This window comes from Serratia sp. C2(1) (assembly GCF_036352655.1).
Classification (GTDB): Bacteria; Pseudomonadota; Gammaproteobacteria; order Enterobacterales; family Enterobacteriaceae; genus Serratia; species Serratia inhibens.
Genome location: NZ_JAZFBA010000001.1, coordinates 2819456 through 2834959, shown reverse-complemented (window position 1 = coordinate 2834959; position 15504 = coordinate 2819456). Strand labels below are relative to the sequence as shown.

Annotated in this window: 14 protein-coding genes, 5 tRNA genes and 3 other RNA genes; 21 read left to right on the top strand and 1 reads right to left on the bottom strand. The window is 53.9% G+C overall.

The window, feature by feature from the left end; genetic code table 11:
- The first annotated feature begins 224 nt into the window (after nucleotides 1-224).
- Nucleotides 225-1391 (top strand): ADP-forming succinate--CoA ligase subunit beta, encoded by a 1167-nt coding sequence (gene sucC / locus V2S86_RS13350; protein ID WP_004949756.1) that lies wholly within the window; start codon nucleotides 225-227, stop codon nucleotides 1389-1391.
- Nucleotides 1391-2263, top strand: coding sequence for a succinate--CoA ligase subunit alpha (gene sucD / locus V2S86_RS13345; protein ID WP_020825678.1), 873 nt, complete (start codon nucleotides 1391-1393; stop codon nucleotides 2261-2263). Before sucC ends, sucD begins: the two co-directional genes overlap by 1 nt.
- A gap of 63 nt (nucleotides 2264-2326) precedes the next feature.
- Here the strand turns inward: sucD and V2S86_RS13340 are convergent, their stop codons facing one another.
- A complete protein-coding gene (locus tag V2S86_RS13340; RefSeq protein WP_330762805.1) occupies nucleotides 2327-4225 on the bottom strand; it encodes a bifunctional metallophosphatase/5'-nucleotidase in 1899 nt (632 codons plus the stop codon).
- 808 nt (nucleotides 4226-5033) lie between these two features.
- On the opposite strand from V2S86_RS13340, the gene cydA reads away from it, so the two are divergent.
- From cydA to V2S86_RS13245, 19 genes are all read left to right on the top strand, one after another.
- Entirely contained in the window at nucleotides 5034-6602 is a 1569-nt protein-coding gene (gene cydA, locus V2S86_RS13335) for a cytochrome ubiquinol oxidase subunit I (RefSeq protein WP_004949759.1), read from the top strand.
- Nucleotides 6603-6616: 14 nt separating this feature from the next.
- The gene (gene cydB, locus V2S86_RS13330; RefSeq protein WP_004949760.1) at nucleotides 6617-7756 is read left to right on the top strand and encodes a cytochrome d ubiquinol oxidase subunit II; all 1140 of its coding nucleotides are present in this window, start codon (nucleotides 6617-6619) and stop codon (nucleotides 7754-7756) included.
- Between the two features lie 17 nt (nucleotides 7757-7773).
- Nucleotides 7774-7887 (top strand): cytochrome bd-I oxidase subunit CydX, encoded by a 114-nt coding sequence (cydX, locus tag V2S86_RS13325; protein WP_330762804.1) that lies wholly within the window; start codon nucleotides 7774-7776, stop codon nucleotides 7885-7887.
- Nucleotides 7887-8183 (top strand): cyd operon protein YbgE, encoded by a 297-nt coding sequence (gene ybgE, locus V2S86_RS13320; protein ID WP_330762803.1) that lies wholly within the window; start codon nucleotides 7887-7889, stop codon nucleotides 8181-8183. The genes cydX and ybgE overlap by 1 nt, the downstream gene beginning before the upstream one ends.
- A 130-nt stretch (nucleotides 8184-8313) precedes the next feature.
- The gene (ybgC, locus tag V2S86_RS13315; RefSeq protein ID WP_004949765.1) at nucleotides 8314-8718 is read left to right on the top strand and encodes a tol-pal system-associated acyl-CoA thioesterase; all 405 of its coding nucleotides are present in this window, start codon (nucleotides 8314-8316) and stop codon (nucleotides 8716-8718) included.
- Nucleotides 8715-9398, top strand: a complete 684-nt coding sequence (gene tolQ / locus V2S86_RS13310) for a Tol-Pal system protein TolQ (protein WP_006324117.1) — start codon at nucleotides 8715-8717, stop codon at nucleotides 9396-9398. Before ybgC ends, tolQ begins: the two co-directional genes overlap by 4 nt.
- A 12-nt stretch (nucleotides 9399-9410) precedes the next feature.
- The gene (gene tolR / locus V2S86_RS13305; protein WP_004949769.1) at nucleotides 9411-9839 is read left to right on the top strand and encodes a colicin uptake protein TolR; all 429 of its coding nucleotides are present in this window, start codon (nucleotides 9411-9413) and stop codon (nucleotides 9837-9839) included.
- A gap of 81 nt (nucleotides 9840-9920) precedes the next feature.
- On the top strand, nucleotides 9921-11216 hold the full coding sequence (gene tolA / locus V2S86_RS13300; protein WP_330762802.1) for a cell envelope integrity protein TolA: 1296 nt from the start codon (nucleotides 9921-9923) through the stop codon (nucleotides 11214-11216).
- 135 nt (nucleotides 11217-11351) lie between these two features.
- Nucleotides 11352-12644, top strand: coding sequence for a Tol-Pal system beta propeller repeat protein TolB (gene tolB / locus V2S86_RS13295; protein ID WP_004949773.1), 1293 nt, complete (start codon nucleotides 11352-11354; stop codon nucleotides 12642-12644).
- Nucleotides 12645-12688: 44 nt separating this feature from the next.
- Nucleotides 12689-13204 (top strand): peptidoglycan-associated lipoprotein Pal, encoded by a 516-nt coding sequence (gene pal / locus V2S86_RS13290; RefSeq protein WP_330762801.1) that lies wholly within the window; start codon nucleotides 12689-12691, stop codon nucleotides 13202-13204.
- 9 nt (nucleotides 13205-13213) lie between these two features.
- Nucleotides 13214-14014 carry a cell division protein CpoB gene (cpoB, locus tag V2S86_RS13285; RefSeq protein ID WP_330762800.1) on the top strand — a complete coding sequence of 267 codons (801 nt, stop codon included), beginning with the start codon at nucleotides 13214-13216 and terminating at the stop codon, nucleotides 14012-14014.
- 178 nt (nucleotides 14015-14192) lie between these two features.
- A tRNA-Lys gene (locus V2S86_RS13280) sits at nucleotides 14193-14268 on the top strand.
- Nucleotides 14269-14283: 15 nt separating this feature from the next.
- A non-coding RNA gene (locus V2S86_RS13275) (RtT sRNA) lies at nucleotides 14284-14404 on the top strand.
- Nucleotides 14405-14436: 32 nt separating this feature from the next.
- Nucleotides 14437-14512 (top strand) — tRNA-Val (locus tag V2S86_RS13270).
- A 7-nt stretch (nucleotides 14513-14519) separates the two neighbouring features.
- Nucleotides 14520-14595: transfer RNA gene (locus V2S86_RS13265), tRNA-Lys, on the top strand.
- Between the two features lie 143 nt (nucleotides 14596-14738).
- Nucleotides 14739-14814, top strand: a tRNA-Lys gene (locus V2S86_RS13260).
- Nucleotides 14815-14869: 55 nt separating this feature from the next.
- Nucleotides 14870-14945: transfer RNA gene (locus tag V2S86_RS13255), tRNA-Lys, on the top strand.
- Between the two features lie 43 nt (nucleotides 14946-14988).
- Nucleotides 14989-15119: non-coding RNA, RtT sRNA (locus V2S86_RS13250), on the top strand.
- A 43-nt stretch (nucleotides 15120-15162) separates the two neighbouring features.
- Nucleotides 15163-15293: non-coding RNA, RtT sRNA (locus V2S86_RS13245), on the top strand.
- The last annotated feature ends 211 nt before the right edge of the window (nucleotides 15294-15504 follow it).

Below are 15504 nucleotides of genomic sequence, written 5' to 3'. Positions count from 1 at the left end.
CTACCTTAAATAATTGGAGTTGCATCGCGGCGGCAACTGAACGAATCCCCAGGAACATAGCGAACTATGTGATTGGGGTGAGAGAAGGCAGCCAACAACGATGCGGCTTCAAGTATTACGGGTACGCCGCGCCCACACTCTGTGCTATGTGGCCGATTAAAGTCATGCGGTTTTCCGCCAAAATGGCTCGGCTAAAACCTTCAGAACTGAATGGATAGAACATCATGAATTTACACGAATATCAGGCAAAACAGCTGTTTGCTCGGTATGGCATGCCGGCACCGACCGGTTACGCCTGTACCACACCGCGTGAAGCAGAAGAAGCCGCATCCAAAATAGGCTCCGGCCCGTGGGTGGTGAAATGTCAGGTTCATGCTGGCGGTCGCGGTAAAGCTGGCGGCGTTAAAGTGGTTAACAGCAAAGAAGATATCCGTGCTTTCGCTGAAGCCTGGCTGGGCAAGCGTCTGGTGACCTACCAGACTGACGCGCTGGGCCAACCGGTTCACCAGATCCTGGTAGAAGCGGCGACCGACATCGATAAAGAACTGTACCTGGGTGCGGTAGTCGACCGTGCAAGCCGTCGCGTGGTGTTTATGGCATCCACCGAAGGTGGCGTCGAGATTGAAAAAGTTGCGGAAGAAACCCCGGAACTGATACACAAAATGACCATCGACCCACTGGCAGGCCCACAGCCTTACCAGGGGCGTGAGCTGGCCTTCAAACTGGGCCTGACCGGCAAGCAAGTCGGCCAGTTCGCCAAGATCTTCATGGGCCTGGCGACCTTGTTCCTGGAGCGCGATCTGGCGATGGTTGAGATCAACCCGCTGGTAGTCACCAAGCAGGGCGATCTGATCTGCCTGGACGGTAAATTGGGCGCTGACGGCAACGCACTGTTCCGCCAGTCTGAACTGCGCGAAATGCGTGACCCTTCTCAGGAAGATGAACGTGAATCCCGCGCTGCGCAATGGGAGCTGAACTACGTTGCTCTCGACGGCAACATCGGCTGCATGGTCAACGGCGCCGGTCTGGCGATGGGCACCATGGACATCGTTAAACTGCACGGCGGCGAACCGGCCAACTTCCTCGACGTAGGCGGCGGCGCAACCAAAGAGCGTGTAACGGAAGCGTTCAAAATCATCCTGTCTGACGACAAGGTGAAAGCGGTTCTGGTTAACATTTTCGGTGGTATCGTACGTTGCGATCTGATCGCCGACGGCATCATTGGCGCTGTAGCAGAAGTGGGCGTTAACGTCCCTGTGGTCGTGCGTCTGGAAGGGAACAATGCCGAACTGGGCGCCAAGAAACTGGCGGACAGCGGTCTGAATATCATTGCTGCGACCAGCCTGACTGATGCGGCTCAGCAAGTTGTTGCGGCAGTGGAGGGTAAATAATGTCCATTTTAATCGATAAGAACACCAAAGTAATTTGCCAGGGCTTCACCGGTAGCCAGGGGACCTTCCACTCCGAGCAGGCTATCGCTTACGGCACCAAAATGGTCGGTGGCGTTACGCCAGGCAAAGGCGGCACTCAACACCTGGGTCTGCCGGTGTTCAACACCGTGCGCGAAGCGGTAGAAGCCACTGGCGCCACTGCGTCCGTGATCTACGTCCCGGCACCGTTCTGCAAAGATTCCATTCTGGAAGCTATCGATGCAGGCATCAAACTGATCATCACCATCACCGAAGGCATCCCGACGCTGGATATGCTGACCGTGAAAGTGAAGCTGGATGAAGCCGGCGTGCGCATGATTGGCCCGAACTGCCCAGGCGTTATCACTCCGGGCGAGTGCAAAATCGGCATCATGCCAGGCCACATTCATCTGCCGGGTAAAGTGGGCATCGTTTCCCGCTCTGGCACCCTGACCTATGAAGCGGTTAAGCAAACCACCGATACCGGTCTGGGCCAGTCTACCTGTGTGGGCATCGGCGGCGACCCGATCCCGGGCTCCAACTTCATCGATATCCTGAAACTGTTCCAGGAAGATCCGCAAACCGAAGCGATAGTGATGATCGGCGAGATCGGCGGTAGCGCGGAAGAAGAAGCGGCGGCTTACATCAAAGAACACGTCACCAAGCCGGTTGTGGGTTACATTGCCGGCGTTACCGCGCCGAAAGGCAAGCGTATGGGCCACGCAGGCGCCATCATCGCCGGCGGCAAAGGCACTGCGGATGAAAAATTCGCAGCGCTGGAAGCGGCAGGGGTTAAAACCGTACGCAGCCTGGCTGACATCGGTGAAGCGGTAAAAGCGGTATTGAATCGCTGATACGGCAATATTGTCTCGACATGATTGGCCACCCTTTTGGGTGGCCTTTTTTATGGAAAGGGCTCAGAAGTTGTTGAGCGCCTTGATCAGTGCGATGCGATCCTGCAGACGTTGTTTTTGCATTGCGTCGTTGCTGGTTCCCTGTTGCTTTTCGAGTGAGGAGAGGGCGGCGTTATAGTCTGCGGCGTCACTGAATAATGCGTCTTTGACGTTGATTGACGCCACGTTGGTGTAACGGCCGTCATCGGTGGTGGGGACGCGGATGATGCCTTGATTTAACAGACTTTTGACGATCGCCCGCTGGGGTTCATAGCCTTCCATGCCCACCAGTTTCCAGCGTTGCTGCGGCAGCCCTTGATATTGTCCTTTTTTCACTTCCGTCAGATAACGCAGGGTGAGATTGCGGATGGTGCCTTCCTCCTCGCCGTATTGCGCCTTGCTGTCGGACAGCACCGGGAAGGATTGCCCTTCCAGCGCACCGCCTTTTTGCGTCAGATGCCCCATGCGATAGCTGTTCATGCCCAGGCGAATCGGCATCTCGTCGGTAACCGGGGTGCCATCGGCCAGGCGTAAATCGGTAATGCGCGAACCGGCGGGTTGGCGCAGATCTATGTTGTAGGTGACGCCGTCGAAAAAGTCGTTGGTGGAGTATTTGGACGAGCGACGCGCCGGGTTAAAGCTGTAGGTGACGTCACCGGGCTTAAGCTGATTAAAGTAACCGGCGGACCATTCCATATACTGTTTTAACGCTTTGCCGTTGAGCTGATAAACGGTGATTTCGCCGCCGGCATATTGATAGTTAAACGCGATATCCTTGGCCTTGATTTCACCGACATCGAGTTTGGCGAAGTCATTATCGATTTGCAGGGCGATCACCTGCGCCTGCGGCGCGTAATAACGAGCGGCTTGCTGGAATAGGGCGCTGATACCGGTATCCTGGATATGCACTTGCGGAATGCCCTTGATCTCGTCGGCAGGCACCAGATCGCTGCCAGTCAACGTTGCTACCACCCGGTTGGCATTGGCGCGCAGGATATCGTGATACGGCCGGTAGAGGGCCAGCATGCCGCTGTCGGGCGTGATGCCCTTAATCGGGTAGGTAAAACTGTCTTTATTGATCAGGGCGAATTTGCCGTCGCGCCGTTCAAACTGCAGATCGATGCGCGACAGCGCGCGGCCATATTTATCCGGCTCGGTAATAATGACGCCGTTAACCACCGCCTTGTCGATTTTTACATGCATATGCCCGGCGACGATCGCTGCCAGCTGCGGGTTGGCGTTGGCAATGTCGGCCACGCCGGTGCCTGGCCGTTGGTTTTCGTTATCGATACCCATATGCGCCACCAGAACGATGGCGTCGACCTGGCTGTCAATCTCGCTGATTACGTTCTTCACCGCCTGCACGGGATCGGTAAAGTTCAGCCCTTTGGTGCGATCGGTGCCTTTGGCAAACTCGGCGGTCATTGGCGTATCCATGCCGATAATGCCGATTTTAACGCCCTGGCGTTCGATAATTTTGTACGCCGGCAGGAACGGCTTGCCGTTATCCCAGAAAATATTGCCCGCCAACGCGGTGCCTTCAAACTGCTTGAGTGGCGTCGCCAATACCGGCAGGCCAAAATCAAATTCGTGGTTACCCATCACCCACACGTCGTATTTGAGCGCGTTGAAGCCCAGCATCATCGGGCTGATGGCTTCATGTTTGAAGGTCTCGACAAAGTTGCCCTGAATGGTGTCGCCGGCGTCAACCAGGATCAGATTGGGCTGTTCGGCGCGCAGCTTTTTAATCTGAGTGGCGATCTGGCTCAGGCTGCCTGCCAGGTTTTCGGTATCGCTGGCGTAGTCCCAGGGCACGAAGGTGCCGTGCAGGTCAGAGGTGCCCAGCAGCGTGATATTTACCGTTTCCGCGGCAATGGCGCTCCCTGAGAGACCAAGAACAGAGGCAAAAAGAATTTTTTTCATAAGTTATTGTAGGCCAAAGATTTTTTATACAAGGTTCTATTTTGCTACAAAAATGCAACCTTTACGATCGAATAGCCAAAAATAGACTAATATTGGAGAGAGTTTTTTGCTTTTGTGACTGAAATCACTGTGTTCGGTTATTGGAAATAAAAAGTTAATTATGTCGCATAATAAGCGCGTAATAATACAACGAAGCTGCTTTTGAATTACATTTATTTAACACAAAAATATCATTAAAAAACAATTAAACCATTGCGCAACATGACCCTAAGAAAATTATGAGAAATGTGCTGATGAATATGGAAATAATACTGAGATAGGCTTAAATTGTTTCAGATCAAATTAGCCCGAAGTACCTCTTTCGGCCAAGATTTGACCTGTAACCAAAAGTCTAACCTGCATCACGCAAAAACCTATTTATTGTGTGGGATTGGGCGAGTATCATCCATGTTGTGATTATGGATGGTTGATCTTGTTGCATTTGTTACCCGTTGTCGGTTTTCAGTGGTGTGCTTGGCGATGGCCCGCGCGGCCTTGCGGTGAGTGTGCGGTTGAAAGCGGAGAAGCTGGATCAAATTTGTTGTGTTTAAGGGCATTCACTGCGGGGCGTTACCGGCAGCTTTGAAAAAAGCCATACCCTAAATAATTGATGCTGTATCACGACGGCAAGAGCGTGAGTTCCCACGAGCTTACTTAAGTAAGTAACCGGGGTGAGCGTTCGCGGCCAACACAGATACAGCTTCAAGTATGACGGGTATATGCCGATAACCGCATGTCGGAGTCTTCCTGCGAGGAGCAAGGAGTCAAGATGTTTGATATTGTCGAACTGTCGCGCTTACAGTTTGCTTTAACGGCGATGTACCATTTCTTATTTGTCCCATTAACGCTAGGCATGGCGTTTTTGCTGGCAATTATGGAAACGGTATATGTGCTGTCTGGCAAACAAATCTATAAAGATATGACCAAATTCTGGGGCAAGTTATTTGCAATTAACTTTGCTCTGGGTGTGGCCACCGGTTTGACCATGGAGTTCCAGTTCGGGACCAACTGGTCATATTTCTCCCACTACGTCGGTGATATTTTCGGGGCCCCGCTGGCCATCGAAGGTCTGATGGCGTTCTTCCTGGAATCGACGCTGGTCGGCCTGTTCTTCTTCGGCTGGGATCGTCTGAGCAAAGTGCAGCACATGGCGGTAACCTGGCTTGTGGCGCTGGGCTCGAACTTCTCCGCACTGTGGATCCTGGTTGCCAACGGCTGGATGCAGAACCCGATCGCATCCGACTTCAACTTCGAAACCATGCGCATGGAGATGCTCAGCTTCTCCGAACTGGTGCTCAACCCGGTTGCGCAGGTGAAGTTTGTGCACACCGTGGCTGCCGGCTACACCTGCGGCGCGATGTTCGTTCTGGGTATCAGCTCTTACTACCTGTTGAAAGGCCGCGATGTCGCCTTCGCCAAGCGCTCCTTCGCCATCGCCGCCAGTTTCGGTATGGCTGCCGTATTGTCCGTTATCGTGCTGGGTGATGAATCCGGTTACGAAATGGGCGACGTGCAGAAAACCAAGCTGGCCGCTATCGAAGCCGAGTGGGAAACCCAACCGGCTCCGGCCGCCTTTACCCTGTTCGGTATCCCGAATCAGGATAAAATGGAAAACTCCTATGCGATCCAAATTCCTTATGCGCTCGGGCTGATTGCGACTCGCTCCACGGATACCCAGGTCACCGGCCTGAAAGATCTGATGGCGCAGCATGAAGTGCGTATCCGCAACGGGATGAAAGCCTACCAACTGCTGGAAGAGCTGCGTGGCGGCAATACCGATCCGGCGGTCCGCGCCGAGTTCAATAAAGCCAAGCAGGATCTGGGCTACGGTCTGTTGCTGAAGCGTTATACCCCGAACGTCACCGACGCGACGGAAGCGCAAATCCAGCAAGCGACCAAAGACTCCATCCCACGCGTGGCTCCGCTGTACTTCGCCTTCCGCATCATGGTGGCCTGTGGCGTGCTGATGCTGTTTATCATCGGTCTGTCGTTCTGGAGCGTGATTCGCGGGCGCATCGGTCAGAGAAAATGGCTGCACCGCGCGGCGCTGTATGGCTTGCCGCTGCCCTGGATTGCGATCGAAGCCGGCTGGTTTGTGGCTGAATACGGTCGTCAACCCTGGGCGATCGGTGAGGTGCTGCCGACGGCTGTCGCCAACTCTTCACTGACTGCGGGCGACATTCTGTTCTCGATGGGGCTGATTTGCGGCTTGTACACCCTGTTCCTGGTGGCTGAGATGTACCTGATGTTCAAATTTGCGCGTCTGGGTCCAAGCAGCCTGAAAACTGGCCGCTACCACTTTGAACAACCGACTGCCGCCGTGCAGGAAGCGCGCTAAACAGGAGTCCACGTATGTTTGACTATGAAGTACTGCGATTTATCTGGTGGGCTCTGATTGGCGTACTGCTGATCGGTTTTGCCGTCACCGACGGTTTCGACATGGGCGTCGGCATCCTGCTGCGTATTATCGGCAGAACCGATACTGAGCGTCGGGTGATGATCAACTCTATCGCTCCGCACTGGGACGGTAACCAGGTGTGGTTGATCACCGCAGGTGGTGCGTTGTTCGCCGCCTGGCCGATGGTCTACGCGGCGGCGTTCTCCGGTTTCTATGTCGCGATGATCCTGGTGCTGTCAGCCTTGTTCTTCCGCCCGGTCGGTTTTGACTACCGTTCGAAGCTGGAAAACAGCCGCTGGCGCAACATGTGGGACTGGGGCATTTTCATCGGCAGCTTCGTGCCGGCCGTGGTGTTCGGCGTGGCGTTCGGCAACCTGTTGCAGGGCGTGCCGTTCCACATGGACGAATACATGCGTCTGTTCTACACCGGCAACTTCTTCCAACTGCTGAACCCGTTCGGCCTGTTGGCGGGTGTGGTCAGCCTGACCATGCTGGTGACGCAAGGGGCAACCTATCTGCAGATGCGTACCTCCGGCGAAATCCACCTGCGCGCACGCGCTGCGGCGCAGATCTCCACGCTGGTGATGGCGGTATGCTTCCTGTTGGGTGGCGTATGGCTGGTGAAAGGCATCGATGGGTATGTGATTACCTCGGCGCTGAATACCATGGCGGAGTCTAACCCGATGCGTAAAGAAGTGGCGCATCAGGCGGGGGCCTGGTTGATTAACTTCAACAAGTATCCGGCTCTGTGGGCGCTGCCAGCATTGGGCGTCGTGCTGCCGTTGTTCACCGCGCTGTTCTCGCGCTTGCAGAAAGACGCGTTGGCCTTCGTGTCGTCGTCACTGACCATTGCCTGTGTGATTCTGACTGCCGGGGTCACCATGTTCCCGTTCGTGATGCCGTCAAGCACCGTGCCTAACGTTAGCCTGACCATGTGGGATGCGACGTCCAGCCTGTTTACGCTAGAAGTGATGACCGTTGTTGCGGCGATCTTCGTGCCTATCGTTCTGGCATACACCAGTTGGTCGTACTACAAAATGTTTGGCCGTCTCGACAAGAACTTCATCGAGAACAACAAGCATTCGCTGTATTAAGGATAAGGAGCTAAACCATGTGGTATTTTGCCTGGATCCTCGGAACGCTTCTTGCCTGTGCCTTCGGTATCATTACGGCGCTGGCGTTTGAGCAGCACGAAGATTCAAAAGCGCAGCAAGACGGCAAGTGATGAGTTCGTCATTGGCTGACAAGCTGTACGCTATGACTGACAAGGGCCCGATTCGGGCCCTTTCATTGGTGCTGGCGTTGATTTTGGCGGGCTGTATTTTCTGGGATCCGACCCGCTTTGCGGCGAAGACCAGCTCGCTGGAGATTTGGGAAGGCCTGCTGCTTATTTGGGCGGTGTGCACCGGCGTGATTCACGGCGTCGGGTTCCGACCGCAACGTTCGTTATGGCGTGCTTTTTTTGCGCCACTTCCGGCAATTGTGATCCTGGCCGCAGGATTACTTTACGTTTCTTTATAATCTCCGTTATATCCCCGTGTTATGGGCCATTCCGGCCCATAATTATTTTCGTTCCCTTCTTGTAACCCATTCCCAACCCGATCCGTCTTGCGTATAGTAGCACCGTTAAATTGCATTGCTGGGAAGTAGAGTGAGTAATACGTTGTTTCGATGGCCGGTTCGCGTTTACTACGAGGATACCGATGCCAGTGGTGTGGTCTATCACGCCCGCTATGTCGCCTTTTTTGAAAGAGCGCGCACCGAGATGCTGCGTCACCACAACTTTCATCAACAGCAGCTGCTCAGTGAACATATCGCTTTCGTAGTCCGGCGCATGACGGTGGATTATCTGGCTCCGGCTCGTCTCGACGAACAGCTGGAAGTGCAGAGTGAAATCACCTCAATGCGCGGGGCTTCTCTCACGTTTGCTCAACGTATTGTCAATTCTGACGGAACTCTTTTGAGTCAGGCCGATGTGTTGATTGCATGCATTGATCCACACCAAATGAAGCCGATAGCGCTTCCTAAGTCTATTGTCGCGGAGTTTAAGCAGTGAATGAGATGAACATCCTAGATTTATTCTTGAAGGCAAGCCTGCTGGTTAAGCTTATCATGTTGATTTTGATATGCTTCTCAGTGGCCTCCTGGGCGATCATCATTCAGCGCACCCGCATCCTTAATGCGGCCACGCGTGACGCCGAGGCCTTTGAAGACAAATTCTGGTCCGGTATTGAACTTTCCCGTCTGTATCAGGAAAGCCAGGCACGTCGCGATAGCCTGACCGGCTCCGAACAAATTTTCCATTCAGGTTTCAAAGAATTCGCTCGTTTGCACCGCGCTAACAACCATGCGCCGGAATCGGTGATTGAAGGCGCGTCACGCGCTATGCGCATCTCGATGAACCGCGAACTGGAAACGCTGGAAAACCACATTCCTTTCCTCGGCACCGTGGGGTCGATCAGTCCGTATATCGGTTTGTTCGGCACCGTGTGGGGGATTATGCACGCCTTTATCGCACTGGGTGCGGTGAAACAGGCCACGCTGCAAATGGTAGCACCGGGTATCGCCGAAGCGCTGATCGCAACCGCCATCGGTCTGTTCGCCGCTATCCCGGCCGTTATGGCCTATAACCGCCTCAACCAGCGCGTCAACAAGCTTGAGCAGAATTACGACAACTTTATGGAAGAGTTCACCGCTATTCTGCATCGTCAGGCCTTCTCCAGCGACAGCAAATAAGTAGGAGGTAGCATGGCGAGAGTTCGTGGACGCAATCGGCGCGAGCTGAAGTCCGAAATTAACATAGTGCCGTTGCTCGACGTGTTGCTGGTGTTGTTGCTGATCTTTATGGCAACCGCGCCGATCATCACCCAGAGCGTTGAGGTTGATCTGCCGGACGCCACCGATTCCAAGGCGGTGTCCAGTGACGATAACCCACCGGTGATCCTTGAGGTTTCCGGTGTCGGTCAATATACGCTGGTGGTGGATCACAACCGCATGGAGTTGTTGCCGCCGGAGCAGGTTGCAGCCGAAGCCAAGTCGCGTTTAGCGGCTAACCCGAAGACGGTCTTTTTGATCGGCGGGGCGAAGGAAGTACCCTACGATGAGATTATCAAGGCATTGAATATTCTCCATCAGGCGGGCGTCGCTTCTGTGGGGCTGATGACCCAGCCAATCTGACCCTAAGGTTAGAGGCAACCCGGTTCCTGTGCTCAGGCGCAGGAACCCCGTATAAGCAACACCAGTTTTTGGGAATCTATTTTGGTAAAGGCAACTGAGCAAAACGATAAGCTGAACCGCGCCGTTATTGTTTCGGTCGTTCTGCACTTCATATTGATTGCCCTGCTGATTTGGGGATCGCTGCAAGAAAACGTCAACATGGACAGCGCCGGCGGTGGCGGCGAGGGTTCGGTTGTCGGCGCAGTGATGGTCGATCCCGGGGCAGTGGTGGAGCAGTACAACCGCCAGCAACAGCAGAGTAACGACGCGCAGCGTGCTGAAAAGCAGCGCCAGAAAAAAGCGGAGCAACAGGCCGAAGAACTTCAGCAGAAGCAGGCGGCGGAACAACAGCGCCTGAAAGAGCTGGAGAAAGAGCGTTTGACCGCGCAGGAAAAAGCGGCGCAGGACGCGAAAGAACGGGCTGAACAGCAAAAGCAGGCCGCAGAGCAGCAAAAGCAGGCGGCAGAACAGCAAAAGCAGGCGGCAGAACAGCAAAAAGTGGCCGAGAAGGCTGCGGAAAAAGCCAAAGAACAACAGAAAGTAGCGGAAGCGGCCGCCGCCAAGGCCAAGGCCGAAGCGGATAAAGTTGCCAAGGCACAAGCAGATGCGCAGAAGAAAGCGGAAGCTGAAGCCAAGAAAGAAGCCGCCGCCGCCGCTGCCGCCAAGAAACAGGCGGAAGAAGCGAAGAAAGCGGCTGCCGCCGAGCAAAAAGCGACTGAAGCCGCAGAGAAAAAAGCGGCTGCCGACGCCGAGAAGAAAGCCGCAGCGGAAGCTGAGAAGAAAGCTGCAGCAGAAGCCGAGAAAGCCGAGAAAAAGGCTGCTGCTGACGCCGAGAAGAAAGCGGCCGCAGAGGCTGAGAAAAAAGCGGCTGCTGCCGAGAAGGCCGCAGCCAAGAAAGCCGCAGCGGATGCCAAGAAGAAGGCGGCAGCCGAAGCTGCAGCTCAGTCCTCAGAGGTTGACGATCTCTTTGGTGGTCTGGCGGACGGTAAAAACGCACCGAAAGGTGGCGGCAAGCAGAAAGGCGACGGTAAACCTGCCGGTCAGGGGAATGCCAAGACTGCGGGGGCCAGTGGAGCGGATATTAATGGTTATTTAGGGCAGATTAAGGGCGCAATCGAGAGCAAGTTTTATGATGCCAGCTCGTTCGCCGGTAAAACCTGTAACCTGCGTATTAAGCTGGCACCAGACGGCCTGTTGATTGATGTTAAAGCTGAAGGGGGTGATCCAGCTCTGTGTCAGGCGGCGATAGCCGCAGCGAAGCAGGCGAAGATCCCGAAACCACCTAGCCAGGCTGTGTATGAGGTGTTTAAGAATGCTCCCCTTGTATTCAAGCCGTAATAACGGTTGATTGACTAAGTCATACCGCAGGGATGTACTAAGGTAACCAACAGGGATTATGTAGTTTTGTTTGCGTTGGTTTGTTAAAATTCTGCTAATTTATCGCAGGCATCCCGCCTGGATAAGGGAGATGAGATGAAGCAGGCATTTCGAGTAGCGTTAGGTTTTTTAATACTGTGGGCGTCCGTTCTTCATGCGGAAGTTCGCATCGAAATCACCCAGGGGGTCGACTCTGCTCGCCCGATTGGTGTGGTACCCTTTAAATGGGCTGGCCCAGGCACGCCTCCGGAAGACATTGGCAAGATTGTCGGCGCAGATTTGCGCAACAGCGGCAAATTCAACCCTATTGACGTGGCGCGCATGCCGCAGCAACCGACCTCTGCGTCTGAAGTGACGCCGGCGGCCTGGACTGCATTGGGCATTGACGCGGTCGTGGTCGGCCAGGTGCAACCTGGTGCAGACGGCGGCTACCTGATCTCCTATCAGCTGGTGGACACTTCAGGTTCACCGGGCACCGTATTGGCGCAGAACCAGTATAAAGTGACCAAGCAATGGTTGCGTTATTCTGCTCATACCGCCAGTGACGAAGTGTTCGAGAAGCTGACCGGTATCAAAGGCGCATTCCGTACCCGTATCGCCTACGTAGTGCAGACCAACGGCGGGAAATTCCCGTACGAGCTGCGCGTAGCGGATTACGACGGTTACAACCAGTTTGTGGTACACCGTTCACCGGAGCCGCTGATGTCCCCGGCTTGGTCGCCGGATGGCAGCAAGCTGGCGTACGTGACCTTTGAAAGTGGCCGTTCTGCGTTGGTCGTACAGACCCTGGCTAACGGCGCTATCCGTCAGATCGCTTCGTTCCCGCGTCACAACGGTGCACCGGCATTCTCACCGGACGGCAGCCGCCTGGCTTTTGCGCTGTCTAAAAGCGGCAGCCTGAACCTGTATGTGATGAATCTCGGCTCCGGCCAGATCACGCAAATCACCGACGGGCGCAGCAACAATACCGAACCGACCTGGTTCCCGGATGGCCAGTCTCTGGCATACACCTCCGATCAGGGCGGCCGACCGCAGATTTATAAAGTCAGTGCCAGTGGCGGTGCGTCACAGCGTCTGACATGGGAAGGCTCTCAGAATCAGGATTCTGAAGTCAGCTCTGATGGTAAATTCCTGGTGATGGTGAGCTCCAATAGCGGCGCTCAGCATATCGCCAAACAAGATCTTGGATCGGGAGCCGTTCAAGTTTTAACCGGCACGTTCCTGGACGAAACGCCTAGTATTGCTCCAAATGGCACCATGGTGATCTATAGCTCCACGCAAGGTATGGGCTCCGTGCTGCAACTGGTATCGACTGATGGGCGTTTTAAAGCGCGTCTTCCGGCAACCGATGGACAGGTCAAATTCCCTGCCTGGTCGCCGTATCTGTGATGCATGTGTAAATATGTATGGCAAACTATAAAAGGATCAAAGAAATGCAACTGAACAAAGTGCTGAAAGGGCTTCTGCTGGCACTGCCAGTTCTGGCTGTAGCGGCTTGTAGTTCTAACAAAAGCGCAAACAACGACCAATCTGGTCTGGGCGCTGGCGCTGGCACTGGTATGGAAAGCGGCAGCAGCAACCTGTCTTCTGAAGAACAAGCTCGTCTGCAGATGCAAGAACTGCAGAAGAACAACATTGTTTACTTCGGCCTGGACAAGTATGACGTGAGCTCCGAGTTCGCCGAGATGCTGGGCGCACACGCTGCATTCCTGAGTAAGAACCCATCTTACAAAGTGACCGTTGAAGGCCACGCGGACGAACGCGGCACGCCTGAATACAACATCGCTCTGGGCGAGCGTCGTGCTAACGCAGTTAAAATGTACCTGCAAGGCAAAGGCGTTTCAGCTGACCAGATCTCTATCGTTTCTTACGGTAAAGAAAAACCAGCAGTACTGGGCCACGACGAAGCGGCTTATGCTAAAAACCGTCGTGCCGTTCTGGTTTACTAAGAGAATCGCATGAACAGTAACTTCAGACGTCACTTGTTGAGTCTGTCGTTACTGGTTGGCGTAGCGGTCCCATGGGCCGCTACTGCCCAAGCGCCAATCAGTAATGTCGGCTCCGGCTCGGTCGAAGACCGTGTCACTTCACTTGAGCGTATCTCCAATGCTCAGGGCCAGCTTTTAAACCAACTCCAGCAGCAACTCTCTGATAACCAACGCGATATTGACTCTCTCCGCGGGCAAATCCAGGAAAGCCAATATCAACTGAATCAGGTTGTTGAACGCCAAAAGCAGATCTATCAACAGATGGATAGCATCAGCCAGGGCGGCGCTCAGAGCTCCGCAGCCGCTGCGGGTGCCGCAGGTGGAGCAGCAGCGGCTGCCTCCTCCGACGGCGCTGACAGCGCGTCTGCGGGCGCCTCAGCGGCAGCACCGGCCAGTGCGGGCGATGAAAACAGCGACTACAACGCCGCTGTTTCATTGGCGCTGGAAAAAAAACAGTATGATCAGGCGATCTCCGCTTTTCAGACCTTCGTAAAACAGTACCCAAAGTCTACTTACCAGCCCAACGCCAACTATTGGCTGGGGCAGTTGTTCTACAACAAGGGCAAGAAAGACGATGCGGCCTACTATTTTGCCGTCGTGGTGAAGAATTATTCAAAATCACCTAAGGCGCCGGACGCAATGTACAAGGTGGGTATCATCATGCAGGAAAAAGGGCAGGCCGATAAAGCCAAAGCCGTGTTCCAGCAGGTGATTAAACAATATCCAACCAGTGCTGCGGCCAAACAGGCGAAAAGTCGCGTTGCCGGTTAGTCAGCAAAAAAATGAGCCCAGAAATTAGTCTATCTGACCGCTTTCTGGGCTCATTCGTGTGAAGAACAAGCAGTTGAACCACTTGTTTTAAAATTTAAGTTGCGCTGCCAAGATAAATTAGTAATATATGCCGCCGTTGCCAAGACAACTTGCAAGATGTTAAAGCAGCTAGGAAATTGGGTCGTTAGCTCAGTTGGTAGAGCAGTTGACTTTTAATCAATTGGTCGCAGGTTCGAATCCCGCACGACCCACCAATTCCTAAAATCAGAAATGAAGTGAAATCGTAAGGGTGAGAACCGTAAAGGTTCGAGTCTCGCAGAGCGAGACAACATCACGAAGTGATGGCCCGAAGGGTGAGGCGCAAGCCGAATAATCCCGCACGACCCACCAATTTCTGAAGCAGTAGCAGTAACCACATCAGTGGGTGATTAGCTCAGTTGGTAGAGCATCTCCTTTACACGGAGGGGGTCGGCGGTTCGAGCCCGTCATCACCCACCACTACTGTGGGTCGTTAGCTCAGTTGGTAGAGCAGTTGACTTTTAATCAATTGGTCGCAGGTTCGAATCCCGCACGACCCACCATTTTTAGATGTGATTACGATGTGGAATCGTAAGGGTGAGGCCAAAGGCCGAATCATCCCGTGCAACCCACTGTTCCAGAGGTGTTTTTCCGCAATACAAATCCTCGGTTTTGTATTCGTAGTTCAGCAGTAAACCACGTCAGTGGGTCGTTAGCTCAGTTGGTAGAGCAGTTGACTTTTAATCAATTGGTCGCAGGTTCGAATCCCGCACGACCCACCATTATCGCAGCGAGTTTCTCTCTTGCTTACGCGGTTCAGCAGTAAACCACATCAGTGGGTCGTTAGCTCAGTTGGTAGAGCAGTTGACTTTTAATCAATTGGTCGCAGGTTCGAATCCCGCACGACCCACCATTCTTTCCGATACCCCAGTACTTCCCCTAAACCCGAGTATTGTATAGCGCACGAATCGTGTGGGTGAGTAACCTGCGTTCAGGTTCGACAAAATTGCTCCGTCAATTTTGGGCAGCGCTTGCGCTGGCCCGAAGGGCGAGGCCAAAGGCCGAACCAATCCCGCACGACCCACCATTCTTTCCGATACCCCAGTACTTCCCCTAAACCCGAGTATTGTATAGCGCACGAATCGTGTGAGTGAGTAACCTGCGTTCAGGTTCGACAAAATTGCTCCGTCAATTTTGGGCAGCGCTTGCGCTGGCCCGAAGGGCGAGGCCAAAGGCCGAACCAATCCCGCACGACCCACCATTCTTTCCGATACCTCAGTACTTCCCCCAAACCCTGATATTGCATAACGCACGAATCCTGTGGGTGAGTAACCGGCGTTCAGGTTCGAACATCGCACCTGGCCATTCAAAAACTGAATCAATCCTGCACCCTTAATCCGTTCCCTTCCTCCTCAAAAATGCACTTTGCTTCCTGCAGACTTTCTTCTTTCATCAAAAATTCAATCCATTAA

Coding starts and splice junctions, on each gene's coding strand:
- sucC (WP_004949756.1), top strand. CDS start 225: ATGAATTTACACGAATATCAGGCAAAACAGCTGTTTGCTCGGTATGGC.
- sucD (WP_020825678.1), top strand. CDS start 1,391: ATGTCCATTTTAATCGATAAGAACACCAAAGTAATTTGCCAGGGCTTC.
- V2S86_RS13340 (WP_330762805.1), bottom strand. CDS start 4,225: ATGAAAAAAATTCTTTTTGCCTCTGTTCTTGGTCTCTCAGGGAGCGCC.
- cydA (WP_004949759.1), top strand. CDS start 5,034: ATGTTTGATATTGTCGAACTGTCGCGCTTACAGTTTGCTTTAACGGCG.
- cydB (WP_004949760.1), top strand. CDS start 6,617: ATGTTTGACTATGAAGTACTGCGATTTATCTGGTGGGCTCTGATTGGC.
- cydX (WP_330762804.1), top strand. CDS start 7,774: ATGTGGTATTTTGCCTGGATCCTCGGAACGCTTCTTGCCTGTGCCTTC.
- ybgE (WP_330762803.1), top strand. CDS start 7,887: ATGAGTTCGTCATTGGCTGACAAGCTGTACGCTATGACTGACAAGGGC.
- tolR (WP_004949769.1), top strand. CDS start 9,411: ATGGCGAGAGTTCGTGGACGCAATCGGCGCGAGCTGAAGTCCGAAATT.
- tolB (WP_004949773.1), top strand. CDS start 11,352: ATGAAGCAGGCATTTCGAGTAGCGTTAGGTTTTTTAATACTGTGGGCG.
- pal (WP_330762801.1), top strand. CDS start 12,689: ATGCAACTGAACAAAGTGCTGAAAGGGCTTCTGCTGGCACTGCCAGTT.
- cpoB (WP_330762800.1), top strand. CDS start 13,214: ATGAACAGTAACTTCAGACGTCACTTGTTGAGTCTGTCGTTACTGGTT.